Annotated in this window: 26 protein-coding genes; 12 read left to right on the forward strand and 14 right to left on the reverse strand. The window is 63.6% G+C overall.

The window, feature by feature from the left end; all coding sequences use genetic code 11:
- Window positions 1–71: 71 nt before the first annotated feature.
- Together QCE88_RS27440 and QCE88_RS27445 are read left to right on the forward strand one after the other, a co-directional pair.
- On the forward strand, window positions 72–479 hold the full coding sequence (locus QCE88_RS27440; protein WP_309908026.1) for a carboxymuconolactone decarboxylase family protein: 408 nt from the start codon (window positions 72–74) through the stop codon (window positions 477–479).
- Entirely contained in the window at window positions 476–2,011 is a 1,536-nt protein-coding gene (locus QCE88_RS27445; RefSeq protein ID WP_309908027.1) for a class I adenylate-forming enzyme family protein, read from the forward strand. The genes QCE88_RS27440 and QCE88_RS27445 overlap by 4 nt, the downstream gene beginning before the upstream one ends.
- Window positions 2,012–2,824: 813 nt before the next feature.
- On the opposite strand, the gene QCE88_RS27450 is transcribed toward QCE88_RS27445, so the two are convergent.
- On the reverse strand, window positions 2,825–3,517 hold the full coding sequence (locus QCE88_RS27450; RefSeq protein ID WP_309908028.1) for a hypothetical protein: 693 nt from the start codon (window positions 3,515–3,517) through the stop codon (window positions 2,825–2,827).
- Window positions 3,518–3,798: 281 nt separating this feature from the next.
- Complete coding sequence (locus QCE88_RS27455; protein WP_309908029.1) at window positions 3,799–4,380, reverse strand: flavin reductase family protein; 582 nt, start codon at window positions 4,378–4,380, stop codon at window positions 3,799–3,801.
- A 153-nt stretch (window positions 4,381–4,533) separates the two neighbouring features.
- Between QCE88_RS27455 and QCE88_RS27460 the strand changes: the two genes are divergently transcribed.
- The 3 genes from QCE88_RS27460 (at window position 4,534) to QCE88_RS27470 (ending at window position 7,959) form a co-directional block, all read left to right on the forward strand.
- Window positions 4,534–5,289 (forward strand): PadR family transcriptional regulator, encoded by a 756-nt coding sequence (locus tag QCE88_RS27460; protein ID WP_409018232.1) that lies wholly within the window; start codon window positions 4,534–4,536, stop codon window positions 5,287–5,289.
- Between the two features lie 41 nt (window positions 5,290–5,330).
- Window positions 5,331–6,161, forward strand: a complete 831-nt coding sequence (locus tag QCE88_RS27465; RefSeq protein WP_309908030.1) for a siderophore-interacting protein — start codon at window positions 5,331–5,333, stop codon at window positions 6,159–6,161.
- A gap of 61 nt (window positions 6,162–6,222) precedes the next feature.
- Window positions 6,223–7,959 (forward strand): IlvD/Edd family dehydratase, encoded by a 1,737-nt coding sequence (locus tag QCE88_RS27470; RefSeq protein WP_309908031.1) that lies wholly within the window; start codon window positions 6,223–6,225, stop codon window positions 7,957–7,959.
- On the opposite strand, the gene QCE88_RS27475 is transcribed toward QCE88_RS27470, so the two are convergent.
- The 6 genes from QCE88_RS27475 to QCE88_RS27500 all read right to left on the reverse strand — a co-directional run bounded on the left by QCE88_RS27475 (window position 7,960) and on the right by QCE88_RS27500 (window position 13,238).
- Complete coding sequence (locus tag QCE88_RS27475) at window positions 7,960–8,736, reverse strand: ABC transporter permease subunit (protein ID WP_309908032.1); 777 nt, start codon at window positions 8,734–8,736, stop codon at window positions 7,960–7,962. It abuts the gene before it with no gap.
- Window positions 8,733–9,491 carry an ABC transporter permease subunit gene (locus tag QCE88_RS27480; RefSeq protein ID WP_309908033.1) on the reverse strand — a complete coding sequence of 253 codons (759 nt, stop codon included), beginning with the start codon at window positions 9,489–9,491 and terminating at the stop codon, window positions 8,733–8,735. Before QCE88_RS27480 ends, QCE88_RS27475 begins: the two co-directional genes overlap by 4 nt.
- Complete coding sequence (locus tag QCE88_RS27485) at window positions 9,488–10,348, reverse strand: ABC transporter ATP-binding protein (RefSeq protein ID WP_309908034.1); 861 nt, start codon at window positions 10,346–10,348, stop codon at window positions 9,488–9,490. The genes QCE88_RS27480 and QCE88_RS27485 overlap by 4 nt, the downstream gene beginning before the upstream one ends.
- Window positions 10,349–10,355: 7 nt before the next feature.
- A complete protein-coding gene (locus tag QCE88_RS27490) occupies window positions 10,356–11,288 on the reverse strand; it encodes an ABC transporter substrate-binding protein (protein WP_309908035.1) in 933 nt (310 codons plus the stop codon).
- A 254-nt stretch (window positions 11,289–11,542) separates the two neighbouring features.
- Window positions 11,543–12,292: a GntR family transcriptional regulator gene (locus QCE88_RS27495; protein WP_309908036.1), complete on the reverse strand. Its 750-nt coding sequence runs from the start codon at window positions 12,290–12,292 to the stop codon at window positions 11,543–11,545.
- Between the two features lie 70 nt (window positions 12,293–12,362).
- Window positions 12,363–13,238 (reverse strand): LysR family transcriptional regulator, encoded by an 876-nt coding sequence (locus tag QCE88_RS27500; protein ID WP_309908037.1) that lies wholly within the window; start codon window positions 13,236–13,238, stop codon window positions 12,363–12,365.
- 503 nt (window positions 13,239–13,741) lie between these two features.
- Between QCE88_RS27500 and QCE88_RS27505 the strand changes: the two genes are divergently transcribed.
- Window positions 13,742–14,437, forward strand: coding sequence for a GntR family transcriptional regulator (locus QCE88_RS27505; RefSeq protein ID WP_309908038.1), 696 nt, complete (start codon window positions 13,742–13,744; stop codon window positions 14,435–14,437).
- A gap of 5 nt (window positions 14,438–14,442) precedes the next feature.
- Here the strand turns inward: QCE88_RS27505 and QCE88_RS27510 are convergent, their stop codons facing one another.
- Window positions 14,443–14,907, reverse strand: a complete 465-nt coding sequence (locus tag QCE88_RS27510; protein ID WP_309908039.1) for a universal stress protein — start codon at window positions 14,905–14,907, stop codon at window positions 14,443–14,445.
- A gap of 165 nt (window positions 14,908–15,072) precedes the next feature.
- Between QCE88_RS27510 and QCE88_RS27515 the strand changes: the two genes are divergently transcribed.
- Together QCE88_RS27515 and QCE88_RS27520 are read left to right on the forward strand one after the other, a co-directional pair.
- Entirely contained in the window at window positions 15,073–16,341 is a 1,269-nt protein-coding gene (locus QCE88_RS27515) for a LysR family transcriptional regulator (RefSeq protein WP_309908040.1), read from the forward strand.
- A 130-nt stretch (window positions 16,342–16,471) separates the two neighbouring features.
- Window positions 16,472–17,140, forward strand: coding sequence for an O-methyltransferase (locus QCE88_RS27520; RefSeq protein WP_309908041.1), 669 nt, complete (start codon window positions 16,472–16,474; stop codon window positions 17,138–17,140).
- A gap of 51 nt (window positions 17,141–17,191) precedes the next feature.
- Here the strand turns inward: QCE88_RS27520 and QCE88_RS27525 are convergent, their stop codons facing one another.
- On the reverse strand, window positions 17,192–18,766 hold the full coding sequence (locus QCE88_RS27525; RefSeq protein WP_309908042.1) for a SulP family inorganic anion transporter: 1,575 nt from the start codon (window positions 18,764–18,766) through the stop codon (window positions 17,192–17,194).
- 82 nt (window positions 18,767–18,848) lie between these two features.
- Window positions 18,849–19,496 carry a carbonic anhydrase gene (locus QCE88_RS27530; RefSeq protein ID WP_309908043.1) on the reverse strand — a complete coding sequence of 216 codons (648 nt, stop codon included), beginning with the start codon at window positions 19,494–19,496 and terminating at the stop codon, window positions 18,849–18,851.
- Between the two features lie 277 nt (window positions 19,497–19,773).
- Here QCE88_RS27530 and QCE88_RS27535 point away from each other — a divergent pair, with 277 nt between their 5' ends.
- Complete coding sequence (locus QCE88_RS27535) at window positions 19,774–20,595, forward strand: alpha/beta hydrolase (protein WP_309908044.1); 822 nt, start codon at window positions 19,774–19,776, stop codon at window positions 20,593–20,595.
- 78 nt (window positions 20,596–20,673) lie between these two features.
- A complete protein-coding gene (locus QCE88_RS27540) occupies window positions 20,674–21,084 on the forward strand; it encodes a hypothetical protein (RefSeq protein WP_309908045.1) in 411 nt (136 codons plus the stop codon).
- A 95-nt stretch (window positions 21,085–21,179) separates the two neighbouring features.
- Here the strand turns inward: QCE88_RS27540 and QCE88_RS27545 are convergent, their stop codons facing one another.
- A complete protein-coding gene (locus QCE88_RS27545) occupies window positions 21,180–21,932 on the reverse strand; it encodes a FadR/GntR family transcriptional regulator (protein WP_309908791.1) in 753 nt (250 codons plus the stop codon).
- Window positions 21,933–22,489: 557 nt separating this feature from the next.
- Between QCE88_RS27545 and QCE88_RS27550 the strand changes: the two genes are divergently transcribed.
- The gene (locus QCE88_RS27550; RefSeq protein WP_309908046.1) at window positions 22,490–22,915 is read left to right on the forward strand and encodes a hypothetical protein; all 426 of its coding nucleotides are present in this window, start codon (window positions 22,490–22,492) and stop codon (window positions 22,913–22,915) included.
- Between the two features lie 50 nt (window positions 22,916–22,965).
- Here QCE88_RS27550 and QCE88_RS27555 read toward each other — a convergent pair whose 3' ends face one another.
- On the reverse strand, window positions 22,966–23,220 hold the full coding sequence (locus QCE88_RS27555) for a hypothetical protein (protein ID WP_309908047.1): 255 nt from the start codon (window positions 23,218–23,220) through the stop codon (window positions 22,966–22,968).
- Between the two features lie 202 nt (window positions 23,221–23,422).
- Between QCE88_RS27555 and QCE88_RS27560 the strand changes: the two genes are divergently transcribed.
- On the forward strand, window positions 23,423–26,092 hold the full coding sequence (locus QCE88_RS27560; RefSeq protein WP_309908048.1) for an excinuclease ABC subunit UvrA: 2,670 nt from the start codon (window positions 23,423–23,425) through the stop codon (window positions 26,090–26,092).
- Here QCE88_RS27560 and QCE88_RS27565 read toward each other — a convergent pair.
- The gene (locus QCE88_RS27565) at window positions 26,083–26,826 is read right to left on the reverse strand and encodes a YdcF family protein (RefSeq protein WP_309908049.1); all 744 of its coding nucleotides are present in this window, start codon (window positions 26,824–26,826) and stop codon (window positions 26,083–26,085) included. The two genes, QCE88_RS27560 and QCE88_RS27565, sit on opposite strands and share 10 nt — an antisense overlap.
- Window positions 26,827–26,930 lie beyond the last annotated feature (104 nt).

The following is a 26,930-nucleotide window of genomic DNA, read 5'->3' on the forward strand; positions in this document are numbered from 1 at the left end:
AGTTACTATAACTCCAAGTTTCCGTATGGAACACCACGTGTTTTATTTGATCAAAAAGACAAGGAGACAGCGTGAATCAATCCGAGATCGAACAGGCCATCGTGCGCGGCAAGGCGCATTTCCAGGAAACGCTGGGCAATCTGCCCGAACCCATCCGCGCGATGATGGAACACTGCCCCCAGCACTGGCCGGGCTATCTGCTGTTCCGCGAAGGCGTCTACGGCGATCACTCCGCGCAAGGCGGCCTGGACCTGAAGACCAAGGAACTGCTCTATACGGTGCTCGACATCGTCACCGGCAATCTCGACGGCGCCATCAACCACGGCAATGCAGCGGCCAAGGCCGGCATGAGCAGCCGCGAACTGGCCGAAGCCTGCATGCAGGTCATGCACGTGTGCGGCGTCACCACCTGGGGCAAGACCGGCTACAAGGTCGTCGATCACATTGCTTCGCTGGAACAGGACCGCGCCGCACGATGAACTTCTCGCTCTTCACCGAACTACACGCGCGCAGCGAGCCGGATGCGCTGGCGCTCGCCGACGAACGCGTGCGCCTCTCGCGCGCGGAACTCGATGGCTGGGCCAACCGCTTCGCGCACTGGCTCAACGCGATGGGTCACCGTCCCGGCTCTCCGGTCACGCTGTTCCTGCCCAACCGGGCTGAAGTCGTGATCGCCCTGCTCGGCGCGTGGAAGGCGGGCGTGGTCGCGGTGCCACTGAACTGGCGGCTGGCGGGCGAAGAACTCAGGCGGATTGTCGGACACACGAATGCGCGTTCCGTCGTGACGACCGATGCCCATGCGCAGGCCTTCGTGGAGATGGGCGCGCGCGACGTGCTGTGCGTGACGGCGCAGGCGCGGGAAGGCAGTTTCTGGACGGCATTGCGCGCCTATCCCGACACCTACGCTTCGTTTCAGGCGCAGAGCGGCGACGTCGCCAATCTGCTGTACACGTCGGGCTCGACCTCGACGCCCAAGGCTGCGATCCACACGCATGGCATGCGGGCATCGATCGGCGGCGCGATGGCGGATTGCTTCAAGCTGTCGCGGCGCGACGTGGCCCTCGCCATCTCGCCGATGTTCCATACCGGTGGATTGAGCGTGGCCTGCAATGCGCTGTTCGCCGGTTGTCCGCTCATCACGATGGAGAAGTGGGATGTCGAACGCTTCGTCGAAACACTTGCACACGAGCGCGTGAGCTTCGTTCACATCATCGCGACGCTGGTGGTGGATATCGTGCGCGCGCCGGCCGAGATCTTCGCGCCGTTGCAGGGCCGTCCGCCGTTGCGCTTCACCTGGGGCGGCGGCCATTCGGTCACGTCGGAGATGTTGCGCACGTATGAGGAACGGCTCGGCGGCGATTTCCTGCTCGGCTATAGCCGTACTGAAGGCGGTCTTACTTATCAGCCGCTCGGCGCGGCGCGGCGCTTTACCGATCATGGACTGCCCAACCGTAACAGCGCCGACGTCGCCATCTTCGACTGGACCACGCGCGCGCCTTGCGGCGTCGGCGAAGCGGGTGAGATCTGCGTGCGGGGAGACGGCGTCTCGCCTGGTTACTGGGACGGGGATTACGTACGCACGCAGCGCATGACCGACGGCTGGCAGCGCACCGGGGATAACGGTTTCTTCGATGCGGACGGCCATCTTCATTTTCTCGGTCGGCTCGATTTCATGATCAAGACCGGCGGCGAGAACGTGTATCCGGAAGAGGTGTCACGCGCGCTGCTGGAGATCGACGGCATCCGCGACGCCGTCGTGTTCGGCGTGCCGGATGCGCGCTATGGGGAACGCGTGGCTGCCCTCGTCGTGGCGCAAGCGTCTGGTCCTGCGTTGTCCGCGAACGGCATCATCGAGGCGGCGCGCGCGCTGTTGCCCGGGTTCAAGATTCCGCGGCTGATTCAGCGGGTGGAGGAGCTTCCGAAGCTTGGGAACGGCAAGGTCGATATGGTTGCGGCGCGGAGGATCTTGCAGGAGCGGGTGGGCGGAAGCGAGTGTGTCGACGGCGTTTGATTGTCGATCTAACCGTACGGTCGAGGTTCATCTTCGCCAATTCGTCGGGAGCCGGCCGCGGGGGTGCCATCGTCGATATCAATTCACCTGTATTCGTTTGGCGCAAACTGATACCGATTGAGTTCACTCCGATCAGCCTGAGCGGCTCGCGGTATTCAGGCGCGGAGCGGAACAGCCGCGTCAATGCCTGTATCGCCCGGGGCTCTTCGGGCTCGGCTTCGCTCAGCGCCCGCTAGCTCGGAAGATTAATCTGTCTTTCCGAATTCGCTTTAATTGAATTTGCATCGTCAAGCGCTTCTGCGCCGTGAAGTCTTGAAATGCCTCGGGTCGGCCGACGGCGTTCGAAGCGCTTTGAGTTGTGCCAATGGGCCTCTCGGAATCGTGCGCCGTGCGATCTTGCATGCAAAACGCAGAAGTCCATTTGGCATTTGGTATGCAAAAGGCTTAATGCAAAGGTGCAAGCAGGAGTGAAAAGCGGCACGTCAGTCCGCCGCAATGGCGGACCACGATACTTCGTTCACCAGCGGGGCCTGTCGCCGGCTATCGCCGCCGCGGCGAGCACCACACTCATTGACGCCACGGCCGACCGATTCCCTGCAGCAGCACCAGCGTGATCGTACGCCATGCGCGGCGCGTGCAGTGGCGGACGCATCGTGCGGGGCTGGTCAGGCTGCCGTTGCCTGCGAGCGAGAGGGGCAAGGCAACCCGCACTTCGAATAATGCAATCCCGCATGCAAAACGCAAAATACCCTTTGGCATTTCGAATGCAAAAGGCTTAATGCCAAGGCCCCTGCCGAAGCAAACCGAAGCGAGTCAGTCAGCCGCAACCGCAGCCTGAAGCACAGTATTTGCAGCGCCACCGACGGCCGCCGCAGCAACGACCGCATTCATCGCCCCCGAGCCCATCGCCGACAGATCCACTGCAGTTGCATACGCCGGCGCCGGCGCCGGCAACGCCAGCGTGATCGCACGCTGTGCGCGGCGCATCGAATTGCGCACACGCCGTTCCGGCCGGCTCAGCATGCCGCCGCCCACCAGCGCCACGAACGAAGCAACCAGCGGCACGGCGAGCAGCATCGTCGCGAACTTGAAGAGCCCGAGCCGCAGCGGGCTGCGCGCCGCCCACGCCGACCAGCCGATTGCAAAACCAACATAGGCGATGCCAGCAGGCGCGCCGGCAAGCTCGGGCGCACCGAGGAACTGCGCGAAAGGCAAAGGAAAGACGAGTACGAAGAGCGCGACGCTTGCGAGCGCATGCATTAGCAGGGCCCGCCGGCGCCTTACCAGACCGCTCAGCGACCAGAACGCGAGCACCAGCACAAACGGCGGACACGCGGCCACGACGATAGCCAACGTCAGATAGACCAGCACGCCTGCCAGCAGATTGCGCGAGTAGCCCGCCGACGACGCGTACCACACCAGATACGCCGCCGCGGCCGCCCCCACGCAGACGAAGTACGCCGCCATGCCGCCCTGCCCGTCAGGCGCGACGACGAGTCTCAACAAGAGCAGGCTCGTGAAAGCGATGAGGTAAACCAGAAAACGCAAGACCGAAAAACGTTGTTGCATGCCACACCCCAGTTCCCCTGACGGCCTCGCGGTCCTTGTACGGCTGATGCGCCGGGGAGACCGTCTGCGTCCGTCTGTCACCTGCGTCCGCGTTCGGATGGCGGATCGCGAGGCTCAAAATGTCGCCGCAAGTGGCCAGTGAGGCGTTCGCGATCGACTTTTATTTATCGACTGAGGAATGGCAAATCTTTAGCGCGCCATCAAAACGCGCCGGCAACTCATCGCGGCAGCGCCCTGGCCTTCTTCATCGCGGACGCACTCACGAAATTACCCGCGCCGAGATGGTGCAGCGTATGCAGCGGCTCATTGGACGCGTCGAGGTGCCAGTGGCCTTCAGAGAACACAGACGGATCCGCAGCCGCCGCCACGACTTCCGCGAAACACGTGTCGTACGCATCCTCGGTGTGTTTCTCGTCGATGAGCTTGCACTCGAGCCAGGCCGCACAGTGCTTTTCGATGAGCGGCAGCCCGAGCACCGGTCCCTCCACCGTTTCAATGCCGAAGGCGTTGAACTTGTCGAGTTCGCGTCCGTCCGTCGTACCGACCGCGTAGGTCATATCCATCGCGGCCGCCCCCGGCACGATCACGCCAAACGTTCCGCTCGCAGCGGCGAGTTCGCGTGTGAAGGTGCGCTTGTCGATGACGATGGCAATACGCGGCGGCGTGAATTCCACCGGCATCGACCAGGCGGCGGCCATCACGTTGCGACGGCCGCCGTGCGCGCTCGTAACCAGCACCGTCGGGCCATGGTTAATGAGACGGCTCGCGTGTTCCAGCCTGACGGGAAGAAAGTGGCTCATGGGGTTTCCGAAAATAAGTGGAATGGATTCCGGATTTTAGGGGGCAGCCGGCTCGTATGCTGGCATCCGCTCGAAGCCGACATTTCACCTTGACAGACGCTCTTACGATATATATCTTTAGATATGTTTTACGACATATCTGGAGCGTACCTCATGAAATCCCGTCACTTTCAGCACGCACGTGAAGCCAGCTTCCGTGCGTTTGGTTTCGATTTCCCCTTCGGCGTGCCCGAATGGTTCGAGCGTTTTGCCATCGAGCGCCGCGCCATGATCGGACGTCACGGCCATGGCCATGGCCGTGGCGGCGGACGCTTCGGTGGCGGCCCTGGCGGTCCCGGCGGCATGGGTGGGATGGGCGGCATGGGCGGGTTCGGCGAAGACGGCATGCCGCGCGGCCGCAAGTTCTCATCCGACGACCTGCAACTGCTTCTCCTCGCGCTCCTGGCCGAGGCGCCGCGTCACGGCTACGAACTCATCAAGGCGCTGGAAGACCGCTCCAACGGCTTCTACGCGCCCAGTCCCGGCATGGTGTATCCGGCGCTCACCTACCTCGAAGAACTTGGCCACACGACCGTCGAACTGGAAGGCAACCGCAAGCGTTACGCGCTGTCCGAGAGCGGCCGCGAGTACCTCGCGGCGAATCGCGAACGCGTGGACATCATGCTCGCGAAGCTCACGCATTTCGCACGCAAGATGGATCTCGTGCGCCGCGCCTACATGGGCGAGAACGTCGAAGACCCGAGCGGCGACAGCGGCTGGGTGCCCGAGCTGATCGCCGCCCGGCTCGCGCTGAAGAAAGCCATGCTGCTGCGCACGAACGCATCGGCGGACGAACAGCGCCGCATTGCCGCGATCCTCGCCCGCGCCACAGCCGAGATCGAACAGAACCCCGCGCCGAAGCAGGCGTAGTCAGAACGCAAGAAAAAACCGGAACAAGGAAACCGCATACGATGACCGATTCCATCCTGCAACACCGGCCCGACCTCGAAGTCACCCGTGTCCGTCACCCGCTCAAGTTTCGCCTGGTGCAAGTGCAGCGCGTGCAGACGCTCAACCCTTACTTCGTGCGCGTGACCTTCACCGGCGACGATCTCGCAGACTTCGTCAGCGCGTCGTTCGACGATCACGTCAAGCTGTTCCTCCCCGCGCCGGGCGAGTCCATGCCCGCGCTGCCGGAATCCACTCCGAACGGTCCGGTCTTCGATCCGTCGAAACCCCGTCCAGTCGCGCGCGACTTCACACCGCGCCGTTTCGACCCGGCCGCCCGCGAACTCGACATCGACTTCGCGCTGCATGAAGCCGGTCCCGCCACCGACTGGGCGTCGCAAGCCGCGCCGGGTCAGTATCTCGGCATCGGCGGGCCGCGCGGATCATTCGTGATTCCAGCGCAGTTCGACTGGCATCTGCTGATCGGCGACGAAACCGCCTTGCCCGCCATCGCACGACGCGTCGAAGAACTGCCTGCCGGCACGCGCGTCGCTACATTGATCGAGGTAGCCGAGCCAGCGGCGCGCATTGAATTCGACACGCGCGCGGACCTTTACGCGCAATGGCGTTATCGAAACGAAAGCGACCATCCCGGCGGCGCGCTTCTGCTTGCCTTGCGGGAAACCTACATGCCCGAAGGCGAAGGCTATGTGTGGGCCGCAGGCGAAGCGACGCTGATGCGCGCAGTGCGCCAGTTGCTGACCAACGAGCGCGGCATCGACAAGCGGCGTATCCGCGCATCCGCTTATTGGAAACGCGGCGAGCAAGGCGTGCACGGCAGCATCGAGGATTAAGCGCGGACAGCCGGACCCAAAGCCGCGATAATCGCGTGATGGAGACAACCGGCAACCGAACATGACCGACGACACCAGCAAGAAGCCAGGCGGCCTGCGCAAATCGCTGACGAGCTATGGAGACAACGGCTTTTCGCTCTTTCTGCGCAAGGCTTTCATCAAGGGCGCGGGCTATACCGACAGCGCGCTCGACCGGCCGGTCATCGGCATCGTCAACACCGGCAGCGCGTACAACCCCTGTCACGGCAACGCGCCGCAGCTGATCGAAGCGGTCAAGCGCGGCGTGATGCTGGCAGGCGGCCTGCCGATGGACTTCCCCACCATCTCCATCGCCGAATCATTCTCGCAACCGACGAGCATGTATCTGCGCAATCTGATGTCGATCGACACGGAAGAGATGATCCGCGCGCAGCCCATGGACGCCGTGGTGCTGATCGGCGGCTGCGACAAGACCGTGCCCGCGCAGTTGATGGGCGCGGCATCGGCGGGCATTCCGTCCATTCAGTTGATCACCGGCTCGATGCTCACCGGCGCACATCGCGGCGAACGCGTCGGCGCATGCACCGATTGCCGGCGCTACTGGGGCCGCTTTCGCGCCGAGGAAATCGATGCCGATGAAATCGCCGCGGTCAACAATCAGCTCGTCGCGAGCGTGGGCACCTGCTCCGTGATGGGCACCGCGAGCACCATGGCATGCATCGCCGAGGCGCTGGGCATGACGGTGCCCGGTGGCGCATCGCCGCCGGCGGTGACGTCGGACCGCATGCGCATCGCCGAACTCACGGGCACGCAAGCCGTGAAGATGGCGCACGAGCACCTCACCATCGACAAGATCCTCACCGCCGAGGCCTTCGAGAACGCCATGCGCGTGCTGCTCGCGATCGGCGGCTCGACGAATGGCATCGTGCATCTGACGGCCATCGCGGGACGCATGGGCTATGACGTCGACCTGAAGGCGCTCGATCGCATGGGACGCGAGACGCCCGTGCTCGTCGACCTCAAGCCTTCCGGCGCGCATTACATGGAAGACTTCCACAAGGCCGGCGGCATGGCGACCTTGCTGCGCGAACTCAAGCCGCTGCTGAACCTCGATGCCTTGACCGTGACGGGACGCACGCTTGGCGAGGAGATCGACGCGGCGGGACCCGCTTTCGCGCAGGACGTCGTGCGTCCCTTCGACAGACCGGTCTATCCGCAGGGCGGCATCGCGGTGCTCGAAGGCAATCTCGCGCCGGGCGGCGCGATCATCAAGCAATCGGCGGCTGATGCGCGGCTGATGGAACACGAAGGCCGCGCGGTCGTCTTCGAGAATGGGGCCGACCTCGCGGCACGCATCGATGCCGACGACCTCGACGTCACGCCGGACGACGTGCTCGTGCTGAAGAACATCGGGCCCAAGGGCGCGCCGGGCATGCCGGAAGCAGGCTATATCCCGATTCCGCGCAAGCTCGCGAAGCAGGGCGTGAAGGACATCGTGCGCATCTCGGACGGCCGCATGAGCGGCACCGCGTTCGGCACCATCGTGCTGCACGTGACGCCGGAGTCGGCCATCGGCGGACCGCTCGCGCATGTGCGCAGCGGCGACCGCATTCGCCTGAGCGTATCGAAACGGGAGTTGAGCCTGCTGATCAGCGATGAAGAACTGGCGGCGCGCGCACAGGCATCGCCCGTGACGGAGCCGAGCGCGGACCGTGGCTATCGCAAGCTCTTTTATGACACCGTGACGCAGGCAGACAAGGGCGTCGATTTCGATTTCCTGCGCGCCGCTCGCATGCGTGGTGTGACGCCGCGCGGCTGATCAGTCTTGATGCGTGAGATGTCGCTGCCACGCCAGGAACAGCATGTTCACCAGCGTCGCGAACACGAAGAGCATCAGCGCGAGCGCCATGATCGTGCTGGTCTCGTTGCGGTTCATCGCGATCATCAGCAAGCGTCCGATGCCGCTCTGCGACGCGAACATCTCGCCGATCAGCGTGCCCAGCAACGTCAGCGAGAAGCCAATGCGCAGGCCCGCGACCACTTCGGGCACGCACGCGGGCAACAGCACGAAGCGCGCGAAATCGCCCGGGCTCATGCGATAGGTGCGCGCCGCGCGCGCGTAAATGGGCGGCATGTTGCGCACGGCGTTCATCGTGAACAAGGCGATCGGCACGATGCCATGCATCACGCCGAATACGATCTTGGCCCATAGCCCGAGGCCGCATGCCAGCAACACCACCGGATAGAGCGTCACCTTGGGGATCGAATAAAAGCCCATCATCAAAGGCTCCATCACGTCTCCCGCAAGACGGCGCGCACCCAGCAGCAAGCCGATGCTCACGCCGGCCACAGCCGAGATCGCAAACGCCGATGCGAATGCGAGCGACGTCACATAGAGACTCTGCGGGAAGTCCACATCGCTCACGATATGCACGGCGCGCTGTACGGTATGCAGCGGCGTCGTCAGCACATCGGGGCCGAGCCACTCGCTCAGGATCTGCCACAACGCGATGAGCACGACGACCAGCACGAGCGCATCCATCCAGCGCTGCGCGGCGCGCGGCTTCGCGACCGTCGATGCAAGCGCCGTACTCATGCCGCCTCCCTGCGGATACGGCGGTACAGCCGCTTCTCCGCTTGCCGCAGCAAGCCGTTGATTGTCGTGACGAAGACCAGCATCAGCACCATGAGGCCATACATGACCGCGTTGTCGAACGCGTTGTAGGCGAACGCAATCTGATAGCCGAACCCCGAACCCGACAGCACGAATTCACCGGCCACCACCGCAATGAACGCATACACCACGGTCAGCTTGATGCCCGTGAAGACGAACGGGAGGCTGGCGGGCAGCGTGATCAAACGAATCTCGTCGAACGTGCTCAGGCGGCACACGCGCGCGGTGCGCAACAGGACACGCGGCACGCGTTCGAGACCATTGAGTGTGTTGACGGCCATGGCGACCACCGCGAACAGGAAGCCGATGCCCACCAGCGGCCAGCGATTCAGCCCGAAGATCACGATCAGGATCGGATACAGCACGAACACGGGCACCGCATAGTACGAGAGCAGCAAGGGGTCGAGCACGCGGCGCAGACGCGGCAGCCTGAACAGCGCCACGCCGCCGATGAAGCCGGCGATCACCGCGAGCACCACGGCCAGCATGGCGCTGCTCAAGGTCTGCACGATATCGAGGGTGAACTGCCCTGAAGTCAGGATCTGCCATGCGCTGAGCGCCATGCGCGAAGGCGGAATAAACGATACCGGGTTGATCCACGCGAGACGCGTCGCCACTTCAAGCAAGGCGAGCAGCGCGACGACGAGCCCGATGCGCCAGCGCGCCGCTTCATTCATGGCCGGCTCCCGAGCGCCTTCAATGCCTCGTTGCGCAGCAGGCCCCACACTTGCGCGGTCAGTTCGCCGAAGCGCGGATCGAGTGCGATGGTGCTGTCGCGCATACGCGACCAGCCCGTCTCGATGGTCGCAATGAAGCGCCCCGGACACGCCGACATCACACCGATACGGTCCGAGAGCAGCACCGCTTCATCGATCGAATGCGTGATCAGCATCACCGTCGCGCCGGTATCGCGCCACAGCTTCAGCGTTTCATCGCCCATCAGGAGGCGGGTCTGCTGATCGAGCGCGCCGAACGGTTCGTCGAGCAACATGAGACGCGGCCGGACCACCATGGCCCGCGCGATGCACACGCGCTGCCGCATGCCGCCCGACAATTGCGCGGGATAGGCGCGCGCAAACGATGCAAGGCCCATGAACGACAGTGCATGCTGCACGCGCTCGCGCACTTCGTTTTCCGGAACGCCCGCGCGGCGCGCGGCGAACGCGGCGTTATCGAATACATTGAGCCACGGGAAGCTTGCGTCTTCCTGGAACACGACTGCCACGCCGTCGGGCACCTGTCGCCCGACCGCTTGCCCCTCGAACTCGACCGTGCCGCCGCTGGCGGGATTCAGGCCCGCGAGCACGTCGAGCAAAGTGGACTTGCCGCAGCCCGAAGGACCGACGACAGAAAAGAATTCACCTGCGCGCAAGTCGAGACTCACGGGCCCGAGCGCATGAAACGGTGGCTTGCCTGCCGTGCCGGGATAGATACGCGTGACGTCCGACAAACGTGCCTGAATGCGCTGCTCGCCGGGCGCGGCGGCCTCGTTCGACACCACCGATATCTTCGTGCGACGGGGCAGCACGCTCATTGCGGCCTCACTTCGCCGCGCGCAGGTCGGCGGGCAACTGCGATTCGTCGATGATCTTCGACCAGTCGAACGCACCGTCGGGAATGGCCTTGACGAGAATCAGGCCCTTCAGCACTTCGTCCATGCTCTTGCGATCGAAGCCGCCTTCGCTCCAGTATTTCGGATCGGCGTCGAGCACGTTGTTGATCGCCGAGGCCGCAACGGCCGGGTCCATCTTGTACTGCTTCGCGAGAATCTGCGCGGACTCTTCGCGATGCGCAGCGATGTACTGCACGGCCTTGCGGCGCGCCTTGATGATGCCGCGTATCACTTCCGGATGCTGCTTGAGGTAATCGGTGCGCACGATGCCCACGGTCTGCGTTTCGTTGGGCACGATATCGCTCGAACGGAACGCGATGCGCAACTGATCCTTCTTCGCGCTGTACGACGGCTCGGTCATGTAGGCCACGTCCACGGCGCCCTGCTGCAGCGACGTCAGCATGCCGCTCGAACTGCCGACCGGTTTGCGCTGCACCTGCCCCGTCAGGCCGGCCCGATCCAGCGCGATGGTGACGATGGTATCGGTCGTGGACTTCGGACTGCTGTAGCCGATGGTCTTGCCCTTCATCTGCTGGATGTTGGTGATCGTGCCGTTCTTGAGTTCGACCCACACGAGATCCGCAAGGCTTTGCACGCCGCCATGCACGATGGTCAGGTCGACGCCCTGCTTGACCGCCGAGATCGCCGCGGGCAGTGCGACTTCACCATAGGGAATCTCGGAAGCCATGGCGTTGCGCACCGTGGTGCCGCCGCCTTCGGAAGTGATGAAGCCCGTTACATCGACGCCCTCTTCCTTGAAGAAACCCTTGTCCATGGCGACCGCGAAGGGCACGCCATACATGCCGTCGCCCCAGTGCGTGACGGTGAGCGGCGCGGCCTGCACGCGAACAGAGCCTGACATGACCGCGGCGGCCGCCACGAACGAAAACAGACCGGCTCTCCCAAGCTTTCCAAGGGCAAACATGTGTAGGCGTCTCCGTGCATGAGCGGCGGCTTCTTCCGTCGTGCGCGAAACTGTGCACACGCGCCCGCCTTGTGATTTTGAATACGGTCATCGTGGATAACCGTGCAAGTTAATGTATGCATTAACTTCGTGAAAGTCCAGTTTGACGCAGGGCGTAGATACCCTTGTCTCGTGCTCGCCAGGCGATGGTTTCAGGCCTGCTGAATGCCGTATTGCTGCAGCACGGCGGTCTGATCGCGCCAGCCCCGTTCACGATGAGCGCGATAGAGCGCGCTTGCTTTCGCTGCATCGCCGCAGCGCAATGCTTCGATGATCGTGCGATGCTCCTCGATCGACTTCGCGGGCTGAGGGTGCGGCCGGACCCGCTGCGTGAAGCGCCTGACGCGATGCACCTGGTCACGGCAATTCATCACGATGCTCCGCAGCCGCGCATTGCCGCTGAGCGCCACGAGCGTTTCGTGGAAGACCTCGTCCGCTTCGGCCCAAGTCAGCATGTCGCCGGCTTCGAGCGCGCGGCTCATCGTGTCGCAGGCATCGGCGAGCGGCGTCAAATCGGCGTCCGGCAGCGCGGCCACGAGCCCCGCTGCCGTGGATTCGAGGCTGATCAAGACCTGATAGATGTGCCTGATGTCGGAGATCGACGTAGGGACGATGCGAATGCCGTGACGCGGCACGATCTGCACGAGCCCTTCGCCCTGGAGCCGCAACGCGGCCTCGCGGATGGGCGTGCGGCTGAAGCCCAGCATCAGGCCCAGTTCCTGTTCGAGCAGATAGGACCCGGGCGTGAGTTCACTTTCGATGATGCGGCGGCGCAGTTCGCCATAGGCGAGATCGGCGGTGTTGAGCCGGGCGGGCTTGGCGGTGTCGACGGGATGATCGTTCGAGATGACCTTCACGCGCCTCGCTGGATGCGGCGCGACCGTGCTGCGCGATGCGGCCATGCTGGACTCCCTGACGGAAACTCCGCGTTGAGCCGATGGTACTGCATCGGACCCGTCGGCATCGACCCCATCAGACGCGCGCAAGATGGGCGACCAGTTTTCTGCATGCCTCGGGCAAGGCATCGGGCGAGCGGATGCCGATCAGCAGTTCACGCATCGCCCAGGCATCCGTGAGCAGCACAAAGCCCAGCCCGTGTTGCCGCGCCACCGCCTCGGGCATGACGCCGAAACCGAGACCCGCTTCGATCATCAGGCACTGGGCGTCGTAACTCGACACCTGCATGCGCACGCGCACCGAGCGCCCTATATCGTTGGACGCCCGCGTGAGGCTCAGCGTGATGGCGGCATCAGCAGGCAGCGTGATGAACTCATGTTCGAGCACGTCGGCAAAGGCAGTCGCCTGCCGCTGAAGCAGCGCGTGTCCTGGCGGGGCAACGAGTACGAGATGATCCTCGCGATAGGGAATCGTATGGATCGCATAACCATGCGGCAGGGACGTGAAGATACCAATGTCGGCCGCATTGCCGGCCACGGCACGCACGACCTGCGCGCTCGGTTTCTCGTCGAGCTCGATGCGCACATGCGGATGAAGCACCGCGAACGATTGAAGATCGCGCGGCAGGAACTGCACGATCGACGAGACATTCGCCACGATGCGCACGACGCCGCTCGTGCCGCCCGAGTATTCGCGCATCTGCACGACAATATCGTCGATCTGATGCAGTGCACGATGCGCGAGCGTCCTGAGCCGCTCGCCGGCCTCGGTAGCCACGACGCCCTTGTTCGTGCGGCGCAACAAGCGCACGCCGATAGACGATTCGATCTCGCTGATGCGACGGCTGACAGCAGCGGCCGCGATATGTTCGCGCTGCGCGGCGGCGGCAATCGTGCCGGACTCGACCACGGCAAGGAAGAGTCTCAGCGAGAGTGGATCGAGCGTCTGCATGAACGATGTCCTCGTTTCGGCCAGCAGTTCGCGACGTTTTTTTAGGGGCGCTGGCCATCGCATGCGGCGATGGCAGCATGACGAAGCGTTGCTTTGCCGTCATCGCCGCATCACGCAGAATGCGCGCAAACGTTACCGTCTGAGGGAAAGACATGCAATAGGCATCTTTTGACGACATTCTTTTCCACGCGACTCCACATCGTCATCACGCTCGCCGGCTCATTCGGCGGCAATCGGCCTCGGGGGCTTGTCGTTGCCGCAAGTAGTCTGAGGTGTGATCGGCCTCTCTCCCGATCGCGCGGCCGCGCGCAAGTCCGTTTCAGCCGCCCCTTCGGGGGCGGCTCTTTTTTGTCCGCATGATTCCCGGCGCCAGATTGTTCAATGCAGACATTAAACAATGCGGCGAATTTCTTTTCTTATAATGAAGACAGCCCGTCGCCCGATGGATCAGCGGGCCGACCTGTCCTCCGTGCATCGACGGCAACGTTATCGGAAAGCCCAGCATGGCTCCTGCCCGACCCGTTGAAGCAATCAGCAAGCCACGCGAGAAATCCACCGACACGGTCTATCTCGCGCTGCGCGAGCAGATCCTCAGCAACGCGCTGCGGCCCGGCACCCAAATGCTGGAACAGGAACTGGTGCAGTGGTTCGGGGTCAGCCGCACGCCGGTGCGCGAGGCGCTGATCCGCTTGCAGAACGAGCGGCTCGTGCAGATCATTCCGCGTCACGGCATGCGCGTGCGCAATGTGTCGCTGACGGACCTCGAGGAAGTCTTCCAGGTGCAGACGAGTCTCGAAGCCACGGCGGCTGCCGCCGTGGCCGCGCGCAAGCCCGGCGTGAAGGAGTTCAGGCCGCTAGAAAAAGCGTGCATGGACATGGATCGCGCGCTGGACAAGGATGACCGCGATGCCTGGGCGACGGCGCATGACGCGTTCTATGCGCGGCTCGTCGAGTTGAGCGGCAATCCGCGACTCATGCAGATCGTCGGCGAATGCGTGGATCAGGTGCGCCGCGTGCGCGAACTGACGCTGCGGCTGATCGCGCCGGATGCTTCTCAGGCGCAGACCTTGCGCGGCGTGATCGAAGCCTTGCGCCGGGGCGATGCCGAAGCGGCCCAGGCGCTATGCCGCGACAACCGCTTGCTCAATCTTCAGACGCAGGTCGACGCTCTGCAACGCTACCGGATCCTCGACGTCTGAGCGCGCTATGCGCATTGCAAGGTGTCGGCGGCCGGTGCATGCGCGATCAGCACGTTGCGGCCGGTGCGGCGGCGCACGATATTGCGCACATGATGCATGCCGATGCCGCCGAACGACGACCTGCCCGCACCCAGCACGATGACATCGACATCCAGCCGGTTCGCTTCGACAGCGATCACACCGCCGATGCTATGGCCGTCCTCGGGAAGCCTGCGCGTTTCCCAGTCCGCCTCCATGCCCGCGTGCGCCAGCATCTTTTCGCAGTGGCCGCGAATCGCCAGCGCGAGTTGATCGACGAGCTCCGGCATGTTGCAGAACGTCTCGACCGACCAGCCTGCCCACCACGGGGCGGATTCGATCACGTGCAGGAGCGTGATGCGGGCATGATTGCCGCGCGCCAGTTCGATAGCTTTCGACAAGGCAGCTTCGCTGAAGCCGGGGCCCACGGCGACGAGAATATGCGGGTACATGGCGTTGCCTCCGTTCGTTGGACGGCACGCTGTTCGAGTGACCGTCGTTGTTTGCATGAAGGCATGATGGCTGTGCAGAGTTAGGAAAGACTGAGCGTGCATGCTTCCAATGCTTCACCGAGCGATAAATTAAACTGATGGCATCCACATGCATGCCGGACACTCATGGACTCACGCGACCTTCTCAACCTCGCCTATTTGCGCGCGTTCCGCCTCGTGGCCGAGACCGGCAGCGCCACGCGCGCCGCCGCCGCGCTGTTCCGCGCGCAATCGGCGGTCACGCGTTCGTTGCAGGAACTGGAGGCGGCCGTCGGCGAAACCCTGCTGGAACGCCGGCCATCCGGCATGTTGCCCACGCCTGCGGGACGCGCCGTGCTGCTGCGCTGTCAGCGCATCTTCGCGGAACTGGAGGAACTCGCGCAGTGGTGCGCGGCCCGGCAGTCGCGCCGCAGGACCGCGGCGGCCAGCACGCTGCCGGCGTTCCTGCTCAACACGCGGCGGCTGCAACTGTTCTCGGCCCTCGCGCGCCACCGGCACATGCCGAGCGCCGCGCAGACCCTTGGACTCAGCCAACCTGCGGTCAGCAGCGCCATCCGCATCATGGAAACGGGTGCGGGCATGCAACTCTTCTATCGCAGCCCGCGCGGCCTGCTGCTGACGAGCGAAGGCGAGACCTTCGTATTGCACGTGCGCCGCGCGTTGAACGAACTGCGCCATATCCCCGACGATCTCGCTGCCCTGCGCGGCACCATTCAGGGCGTGGTGACGGTCGGCGCGCTGCCGCTCGGTCGTACGCTCATCCTGCCAGGCGCGATCGCACGCGTGGCCGCGCAGTATCCGGGCGTGCGCATCGTGACCGATGAAAGCGCGTACGAAACGCTCGTGGCGGGACTGCGCGCAGGGGACATCGATTTCGTGCTCGGCGCACTGCGGCCGAACGATGCATCGAGCGGACTCGTGAACGAGCGCTTCATGTCGGAGGATATCGTCGTGATCGCACGCAGCGGGCATCCGCTTGCTGGTGCGCGCGGCCTGGCGCTCGCCGACCTCACCACCGCGCAATGGATCCTGCCGCGCAATCAGGCTCCCGCACGCGGCATGTTCGAAGCACAGTTCAAGCGCGGCAAGCTCAAGCCGCCAATGCCCACCGTCGAAACCGCGGACCTCGCGGTGATCCGCGGCCTGCTGCTTCATACCGACATGCTCGCGGCAGTCTCCGCGCAGCAATTGCATTACGAGCGCGAATCGGGGCAACTCGCCGTACTCGACATCGCGATGCAGAACACCCGGCGCGACATCGGACTCACGCTGCGCGCGGGCGGCTCACCCTCGCCGGCCGCACGCGCGATGATCGACGCGCTGCGCCTCACCGTCGATCAACTGGACCACGCCATGCGTCGCGATGCACAAGCGGCCGCCATGTCACGCGCATGACAAGCTCGAGGTGCAATCTGAATTATTTATCGGGGCAGCGGCTTTTGCGGCGCGTGCTTGCGGTGGTGTAGGGTGACAGTCCGCGATTACGTGAACCGCAGGACATCCCAGTGAATAACGAGGAGTTGGCATGAACGAACAGCAGTGGATCGCAATGGACGAATACCTTTGCGAACGAACCCAGGCGCCGGACGAAGTGCTCGAAGCCGCGCTGCGCGACAGCGTGAACGCAGGACTGCCCGCCATCAACGTCGCGCCGAACCAGGGCAAGATGCTGCACATGCTGGCGAAGCTGCGCGGCGCGCGGCGCATTCTCGAACTCGGCACGCTGGGCGGCTACAGCACGATATGGCTCGCGCGCGCACTGCCTTCGGAGGGCACGCTGCTGACACTCGAAGCCGTCGAAGCGCACGCAGACGTGGCGCGTGGCAACCTGGCGCGGGCGGGACTGTCGAGCGTGGCGTCGGTGATCGTCGGCGATGCGGTGCACACGCTGCGGTCCTTTGTGCGCGACGGCATTCCGCCGTTCGATTTCATCTTTCTCGACGCCGACAAGAAAAGTTATCCGGCTTATCTCGATCTCGTCCTGCGCCTCAGCCGTCCGGGAACGCTGATTGTCGCGGACAACGTGATTCGTCGTGGACGGGTGCTGGAAACCCACAGCGACGACCCCGACGTGACCGGCGTGCGCACCTTCTTCGACATGCTCGCCAGTCATCCCCGCCTCGACTCCACGGCCATCCAGACAGTGGGAAGCAAGGGATGGGACGGCTTCTCGATGTCCATCGTGACCGAATGAAGTTATCGGGCACGTCTTGCGCGATGCGCGGCGCAAGACGTGCTTCGAGCGCTATTCCGATGCGGTACGCGGTCTCGCCGCACCGAACCAGCGACTCCGGACCGGTGTGAACGTTTCCTCCTCCACACGCGGCATGTTCCGGCATTCAACGTGCATGTTGCGCGCAGGCGCGGCGGCCACGAACTTGTCGATCTCTTCACGCACGTCCGGATCCACATAGTCGGCTCTCGATGCATCGAGAATCACAACGGCCCCGTCCGGGATCGCCGCGAGTTGACGCTTGAGCGTCACCTTGCAGAGAAACGACACGTCCTTGCGGAACGACAGAAGGTAGTGGTCGTCGTGCTGCGCCATCGTGATCGGGCGGCGCAGGTTGGCACGCACGGCGAGAAACAGACTGCATGCAATGCCGATGACGATGCCGATCAACAGGTCGGTAAGCAGCACGCCCGCGATGGTCGCGATGAACGGCGCGAAGCGTTCGAAGCCTTCCTTGGCCACGGACGCGAAGAGCGAAGGCTTGGCGAGCTTCAGTCCCGTGAAGATCAGAATGGCGGCAAGACACGAGAGCGGAATCAGGTTGATCACACTCGTCAGGCCGAACACGCTCACGAGCAGCAACACGCCGTGCATGAACGCCGACCAGCGGCTCTGCGCGCCCGCCGTCACGTTTGCCGAGCTGCGCACGATCACGGAGGTGATCGGCAGCGCGCCGACAGCGCCGGCCAGCATGTTGCCGATGCCCTGCGCCTTCAGTTCACGATCCGGATTGGCGGTGCGCTTCCGCGGATCGATCTGCTCGACCGCTTCGAGGCTGAGCAGCGTCTCGAGACTCGCGACGATCGCGAGCGTCACCGCAAGCCGCCAGACCCCGGGATTGAACAGTTGAGTGAAGTCGGGCAGTTCGAGCGCCTTCGTCAAGGCCGTGAACGATTCGAGCGAAGGCAATGCCACGCGATACTGCTCGGGCGGCGAGAAGCCCGGCGCCAGGCGCTCGATCAGCAGCGTGGCGCCCACACCGAAGGCGACGACCGCAAGCGGACCCGGCACCAGCCGCACGAGCGCGAAGCGGCGCAGCGCGGCGGTTTCCCACGCTGCGAGCATGCCGAGGGAGACCAGCGCGATGAAACAGGCCGCGACCGATATGTGCCCATAGGACGTGGACAACAGGCCTTCACCGGCCGGCACGTGGACACCATCGTTCGCGAAGCCTGCGGCCAGCGGGATCTGCTTGATGATCAACAGCAGGCCGATGGCCGCCAGCATGCCCTTGATGACCGACGAAGGCACATAGGCGGCGAAGCGTCCCGCCCGAAGCATGCCGAAGCCGAACTGGATCACGCCCGCCAGCAGCACCGCGAGCAGGAATGCGGAGAAGCTGCCCAGTCCCGCGATCCCGCCGACCACGATCACGATCAATCCTGCCGCCGGGCCGCTGACGCTCAATTGCGAGCCGCTCAGCAAGGCCACGACGAGGCCGCCGATGATGCCCGCCATCAAGCCGGCAATGGGCTCGACACCCGAGGCATTGGCAATGCCGAGACATAATGGCAATGCGACGAGAAACACGACAATGCCCGCGAATAAATCGCGTGGCAGATTGGCGAAACGATTAGCTGCTTTCATGTGTCATTCCGTTTGCGCGAGTGAATCCCTGCGAGCGTCGCTTTCGCGACATCGCATAAGATGCAACGGCTGAATTGAGTGCCTAGACTGTTTCGAGCAGAGCAGCGCCTACTTGTCCGCCGCCTTGATGACCGGATTCGTTTTCATAACCTGAGGCGAGCACCTTGAGATGTCCGTCATGCAGACCGAAGATCCAACCATGCACGAGCGGAGGGGTCTCGCGTTCACGAATGATCGCGTTCTCGCGCAGCAGACGCACCTGTTCGAACACGCTCAGTTCGGCAAGCCGGTTGGCGCGGCTATCGAGGTCCGCAAAGGTCGCGAGATGGTCGCGATGCGTTTCGCCCAGTGCGCATAGCGGCGCAATGCGGCGATTGACATGCGGCAGGTCGTTCGACAACGGCAGCAGCGACGCACGCACACCGCCGCAGCCGTAATGGCCGCAAACAATGACGTGATCGACCTTCAGCACGCGCACGGCATATTCCAGCACGCTCAACGTATTGTCGTCGGATGGACAGAACAGATTGGCGATGTTGCGATGAACGAAGAGATCGCCGGGATCGGAATTCGTGACCGTCTCGGCCGGCACACGGCTGTCGGAGCAACCGATCCACAGCACGCGAGGGCTCTGACCTTGCGCCAGGCGAGGAAAGAAGTCCGCATCGGCATGCGCGGTTTCACGCGCCCAGGCAATGTTCTCCAGCAACATTCGTTTAGGTCGTTTCATCCAGCACTCTCCATAAGCGACGTTCAAAAATAGGGCCAATGTTTAACGCAGCATTGCGTGCATTCTTACGAATGACTTTCGCAGAAAAAGTTCAGGCGAGTCCAGAGAAAAAAATCAAATGGACTGATATCCCGGTTTTTCGTGTGGCGCTTGCGATTCAATAGCTTTATTCATTACCTTGTATGCACTCTTCCGATGCATGCTCGCAAAGGAGGTTCGCATAACCGCCCGACGGCGTCTGTTAATCTTTGTGCTGTTATCTTGTCGATCTTCGAACATGACATTTCAGACAGGTCAGTCTGTTTCTTTTGCCGATTTGAACGGCGGCGCGTATCCCGTACGTGTCGAATACGAGTGGCTCAATGCCGAACGCGACGACGCGCCCATCATCGTGTTCCTGCATGAGGGACTGGGCTCGGTAAAGTTATGGAAGCGTTGGCCACAAGAGCTGTGTGACCGGCTGCAATGTCGCGGGCTGGTCTTTTCGCGTCCGGGCTATGGACGCTCGACTGCGCGCCGCCCTGGAGAAACCTGGCCGGTGAGCTTCCTGCATCAGCAGGCGCAGATCGTGTTGCCCGCCTTGCTCGACGCATTGCGCATCGATTCCACGGAACGTGCGCGCATGTGGCTCGTCGGTCATAGCGACGGCGGCACGATCGCCCTGCTCTATGCCAGCGCATTTCCCGATGCCCTGGCGGGCGCCGCGATCATGGCGCCGCATGCGTTCGTGGAACCGATGACGGTGCAGGCGATCAGGGAAACACGCGTGGTCTACGAGACGAGTGCGCTGCGAGACAGGCTGAGCGCCTATCACGATGACGTGGATTCCGCCTTTTACGGCTGGAACGACGCATGGCTCAATCCCGAGTTCCTGCATTGGGACATCACCGCCGAGATCGCCGCGATACGACAGCCGCTGCTCGCCATTCAGGGACACGATGACGAATATGCATCGATGCTGCAACTCGACAGGATTCAGGAAGCCGTGCCGCACGCGCAGCTCGTCAAGTTGTCGCAGTGCGGTCACTCACCGCATCGCGATGCCGCGGATGCCGTGACCGAAGCGATTGCCGCCTGCATCGCGGAACATCGCGAATGACGCTGTCGTGAACGCACGCTGGACCGACACGTGCTGCGCGCCGTGATAACGTGACCCGAATCCGCAGGGAGAACATCCATGTTGCTGTCCGACGAAGAACTGGCGCGTCTCCAGGACGTCGCCCCTTTTCTGATCAGCGAGGCACGTGGCGCGCTGGAGGCCGAAGCGCCTTATCGGGTGAGCGCGGAACTGGCGTCGCATCTGCAGCCCGGCTTGCGCATACGTGCGCCGGGTTCGCCGCAAACCGATGCCGACGCCGATGCGCCGCCTTACGCAATCGATCTGTTCGTGGGCTTGCCGTTGAGTGAACTGCGCGCGCTCTCGCATGCCGACGAAGCCACGCGCAACGACGCCCTCGCACGTTTCGGCGCGGGCTTCTCGCCACGCCTGCTGCGGGCCATTGCAAAGATGGCGCCGCACGAGATCGATCTTGATGCGGGCGTGCAGAGCGAAGCCGGCACGCTCTCGGTCATGCTTGACGAGGCGTAGCGCGCAGGTGTGTGAAACGTCGAGCCGTTTGCGGCATGCCATGGTAAAGAGCCCGGGCGGGATGTTGCCCCGGTTCCGGCTTGCATGCGGGCAGCTCAGGCCTCGTGTGCCTTGCCCGAAGCCTCGTGCGCGCGACGCAGACGTTCGCGGCTGTTCGACAGATGCATGCGCATCGCGGCGCGCGCGGCTTCGGGATCGCGACGCTCGATGGCATCGAAGATATCTTCATGCTCGCGATTCACGCGATCGAGATAGCTGCCGGGATCGTGATGAGCGAGCGCCGCGGAGTTGACCCGTGTGCGCGGAATGATGGTGTTGCCGAGCTGGCTCAGGATGCTGTGGAAATACCGGTTGCCCGTGGCCTTTGCAAGTTCGAGATGGAAGGCGACATCAGCGGTGACCGCACTGCTCTCGCCCGCTTCGATCAGTCGTTCGAACTCGTCGAGCGCGCGACGCATCTGCGCAAGATTTTCGTCCGTGCGACGCATGGCGGCAAGTCCGGCCGCTTCGGCTTCAAGGCTGATGCGCAGTTCGAGAATCGCCATCACGTCGCGCACGGTGAGGTCTCCCGCGGCCTCGATCTGGAAGCGGTCGTGATCGGTCGCCTCCAGCACGAAGGTGCCGATGCCATGCCGTGTCTGCACGAGACGCGCGGCCTGCAAGCGCGAGATCGATTCACGCACGACCGTGCGGCTGACGCCGAGCTGCGCCATGATCTCCGATTCAGTTGGCAGCTTGTCACCGGGCTGAAGTGCGCCGCTGCTGATGCGCTCTGACAATTCAGCGACGACTTCCTCGGTCAGATTGCGGGAGCGGCGCAGCGCGCCAGACGACAGTGCTTGGGACATAAATGGGCCGGTCATGAATATGCTCGATCGCCCATTATAGGGCGCAAGAGAGCTTGTACGATGACTGATCGCTCGCGCGGTTTTTTGTATGCATCATGCAGCATGCCAATATCGTGACCGCTAGCTCGCCTGCGACAAATCGCCCCTAAAAACCTTGCACATCAAGCGTTTAGGGCCGCATCAAACCGTTGATAATCGGCTCTCTGCGGCGTAAAGTTCATGTACCGCATGAAGTGAACGCACCTCGGATCGCTACAGGTGAATCAGGGTTTTGGCCGCGTCTGCCTTCCACAATCGGCCAGTGCGTTCGTCTCGTCGTCAGGCTCGCCTATCCCGGTCCGCATCCGTTGGATTTGCCATCTCCTCGCGCCCTTGCGAGCCCGAATAGCGGTTTGTCCGGTGTGTCGCGCGACCGCGCCCATGTGCGTGGCGCCCTGTGCCTCTCGCGCTTTTCCCGATCCCTCAGGGCGACAACCGGTATGAACCCGCGTTCACAACCGCTCGCTTCACGGCGATACTGAATTCGTGGCACCGAGGCAGCAGCAAGGAGACAAGTAATGATGCGAGAAGTAACCGGAGCGTTTTTCGGCTCCCGCAAGCTCGACGAAGCACTCGAGGACCTCCGCGCGGAAGGCATCGCGGGTGACCGCGTCCGCGTGGCCAGCATGACCGGCTTTGCGGACTTTCACAGTTCGGTGGTGCAAAGTGCGGCGGCGCAAAACCAATGGATCTCAGCCGAATACGCCGGTCACGGCGAACATCTTGGCGTCGTCGATACCCATGAGTACCCGTTCGGTCTCGACATCACCGGCGACGACATCCTGCCGTCCTTCGGCGCGGACGGCGGCGACGCCGACACGCTGTGCGGCGTGACGCGCGTCATCGTCAGCATTCGCGATGAGGCGGAGATGCGCGCCGTCTGCGACATCTTCTCGCGCCTCGGGACCGACGACATCGACATCGAAGGCGTCGCAGCAGCCTGAATCATTTCGCCTGGACGCACGCTTACCGTACCCGTACTCCACCGGGCACGTCACTGCGCGTTGGACGGCGCCGGCCTGGCCTTCTTCTTGTGCTTGAAGTGCGGGCCCGGGCGCGTACTGCCGGGCATGGACGTATTGTCGCCGCCAGCCGTGGGGCCGGAAGTCGCCGCGCCGTGCGCATTGCCGCCACCCGATCCGCCATTGCCGTTCCCGCCTGATTGCGCCATCACGGCGCCCGACACGCCCATCGCCAGACTTGCCGTCAGCGTGAGCAGGATCTTCAATCCGCTTGTCTCTGGTTTCATGCCGTTGCCTCTCTGTTCAGCGTTATCACCGTTCCCAGCGAGCGACGACGTTCACGCCATCCACGCGTGACATTCCCGCCCGCATTCTGCATTCAACATGCATAACGCAAAATGCCATCCGGCATATGGCATGCTGCATGCACCCCATCCGCGCCTTCACCGCGTTCACAGCGTTTGCCTCGAAATCATCACCACTCTTGCCATGGATGTCCGCAAAGCCAACCGCCCTGTCGCCACGCGCAACGACGCCTCCGATAAGTCCAGAGCAGGTTTCGTGCGCGTTCGCGGCGCGCGTGAGCACAACCTGAAAAACGTCGACGTCGACGTCCCTCGCGACGCCCTCGTGGTCTTTACCGGCGTCTCGGGCTCCGGAAAATCGTCACTGGCATTCGGTACGCTTTACGCGGAAGCACAGCGCCGCTACTTCGAATCGGTCGCGCCGTACGCCCGGCGGCTCATCGAACAGGTCGGCGTGCCGCAGGTCGATTCGATCGAGGGCCTGCCGCCCGCTGTCGCGCTACAACAGCAGCGCGGCGCGCCGAATGCGCGTTCCTCGGTGGGCAGCGTGACGACGCTGTCCAGCCTCGTGCGCATGCTGTACTCACGTACGGGCAGCTATCCGCCAAAGCAGCCCATGCTCTACGCGGAGGATTTCTCGCCGAACACCGTGCAGGGCGCGTGTCCCGTTTGCCATGGTCTCGGACGCGTGTACGAGGTCACGGAGAAGTCGATGGTGCCGGACGACTCCCTCACCATTCGCGAGCGCGCCATCGCCGCATGGCCGCCCGCCTGGCATGGCCAGAACCTGCGCGACATCCTCGTGACGCTCGGCTATGACGTCGACACGCCCTGGCGCGATCTGCCGAAGAAGGACCGCGACTGGATCCTCTTCACCGAAGAACAGCCTACCGCACCGGTCTATGCCGGCCTCACGCCGAAGGAAACCCGCGCGGCATTGAAGCGCGGCGCCGAGCCGAGCTATCAGGGCACCTTCACGGGCGCGCGCCGCTACATCCTGCATACCTTCGCGCACACGCAAAGCGCACTGATGAAGAAGCGCGTATCGCGTTTCATGGTGGGCAGCGACTGCCCTTCTTGTCACGGCAAGCGGCTGAAGAAAGAAGCGCTCCTGGTCACGTTCGCGGGACTGGACATCGCCGACTTCGCGCATCTGCCGATGAACCGTCTCGCCGATCTGCTCGCGCCCATCGCGCGCGGCGACTGGTCCGCGCAGCCGCAGCCGCATGGCGAGACCTTGGGCAAGGCCGCCCGCAACGCGGCGACCGCCCAGCGAGTCGCTGCTGGCGGCTCGGCGCACAAGGCGGCGCCCGACATACGCCGCACCGCGAATCTCTCGGACGAAAAGCGTGCCGCTGCCGCACGCCTCGCCGACGAACTGCGGGAGCGGCAGCGGACACTGATCGATCTCGGCCTCGGCTATCTGTCGCTCGACCGTGCGACGCCCACGCTCTCGTCCGGCGAGTTGCAGCGGCTGCGGCTCGCCACACAACTGGCATCGCAACTGTTTGGCGTCGTGTATGTGCTCGACGAACCCTCGGCGGGACTTCACCCCGCGGACAACGAGGCGCTCTTCGTCGCGTTGCAGCGTCTCAAGGCCGCGGGCAATTCGCTGTTCGTCATCGAGCACGATCTGAACACGATGCGCCGCGCCGACTGGCTCGTCGATGTCGGTCCGGCGGCGGGCGAAGGCGGCGGTCACGTGCTGTACAGCGGCCCGCCTGAAGGCCTTGCAGCCGTCGATGCCTCGCAGACCCGCGAGCATCTGTTCGCGCACCATCGTGCAGTGGAACGCGAACCGCGCCGGCCGCGCGGCTGGCTCAAGCTCAAAGGCATCGAGCGCAATAACCTCGATGGCGTCGATGCCGCGTTTCCGCTCGGCGCCTTCACCACGGTCACCGGCATCTCGGGCTCGGGCAAATCGAGCCTCGTCAGCCAGGCATTGCCGGAGCTCGTCGCCGAGCACCTCGGACGCGCCCTCGACGACACCCCGGAAGACGAAGCCGACCCGTTGCTCGCCGCACCGGACACGCCTGCTGGCGGAAGCATCGTTGAAGGCATGGAGACGATCCGGCGTCTCGTGCGCGTCGATCAAAAGCCCATCGGCCGCACGCCGCGTTCGAATCTCGCGACCTATACCGGCCTGTTCGATCACGTCCGCAAGCTCTTTGCGGACACCCCGAGCGCGCGCAAGCGCCGCTACGGCGCGGGCCGCTTCTCCTTCAACGTCGCCCAGGGACGCTGCCCCACATGCGAAGGCGAGGGCTTCGTCAGTGTCGAGCTTCTGTTTCTCCCGAGCGTCTACACGTCATGCTCGACCTGTCACGGTTCACGCTATAACCCGCAGACGCTGGAGATCGAATGGCACGGCAAGAACATCGCGCAAGTGCTGGACATGAGCGTCGATGCCGCTTGCGCGTTCTTCGCCGATGAACCGGGCATCATGCGGGCCCTTGCGGTGCTGCGCGACATCGGACTCGGTTATCTGCGCCTCGGTCAGCCCGCCACTGCACTATCGGGAGGCGAAGCGCAACGCATCAAGCTCGCCACGGAATTGCAGCGCGCCCATCGCGGCGACACGCTCTACATCCTCGACGAACCCACCACCGGCCTGCATCCCGCCGACGTCGACCGCCTGATGCGCCAGCTGCAAGGCCTGGTCGATGCGGGCAACACGGTCGTCGTCGTCGAACATGACATGCGCGTGGCCGCGCATTCCGACTGGGTCATCGACATGGGTCCGGGTGCGGGCGAGGACGGCGGCAATGTGGTCATGACGGGCGTTCCCGACGCGGTCGCGAAGCACGCCGAAAGCCGCACCGCGCGCTATCTGAAAGAAGCACTTCAACGCTGAGCGCCGGGCTGCAATCCCGGATACAGCCCGATCCAGTGCCACACGTGAAAGCGCATGATGCCGATCAGCTCGTGCAGCGCGAAGTTCGAATCGATCCATCCTTCAGGATGCGGCACCCACCATGACTTGGGATTCCGTATGAAGGCCACGCCGGGCTGCGGATCGATGCCGAATACCTGAAAAGCCAGCAGCGCGCGCTGCATGTGCAGCGATGACGTCACGAGAATCGACGTGTCGTATCGCCGCGACCGTAGGATTTTCTCCGTATTGCGCGCGTTGGCGTAAGTGTCGAGACTCGTGTTGTCGAGGATCAGGTCGCGGCTGTCGACGCCCCGTTCAAGCAGCAAAGGTCCGATGACATCCGCTTCGCTTTGCTCGTGACGCTGCGGGTTGCCGCCGCTCACGATCACGAGACAGTCCGTTTCGAGTGCGCGGCAGCGCCGGTACAGCGATGCGCCCAGATCTACGCGTGTGATGCTGTCGCCTTTCGGAATCAACTGCCGATTGCTGTCGTAGTCTGTCCCGCCGCCTAGCACGATGATGACCGTGCGCGGGCCCAGACGCGGTTCGTTCATGACGGCATGCCCGTCGTTTGCCAGCCGCATCAACGGTCCGGCCAGCCAGCTTCCAACCAGCCAGAAAAAGGCGCATGCCGCCAGCAGGATGGCCACGCGGTGTTTCTTCCACACGACAAATAGCGCGACGAAGCCCAGCAAAAAGGAGAACAGTACCAATTACCTTACCCCGTGGATCATGTTTTCAAATGGCTTGCAGTCTCGCATAGTTTTTGCAAGGCGCATGTCTGTGAAAGCTGCAGGACTTACCTGAAGCATGGCAG

The sequence above is a fragment of the Caballeronia sp. LZ035 genome (assembly GCF_031451175.1).
In the GTDB taxonomy this organism is placed as follows: Bacteria; Pseudomonadota; Gammaproteobacteria; order Burkholderiales; family Burkholderiaceae; genus Caballeronia.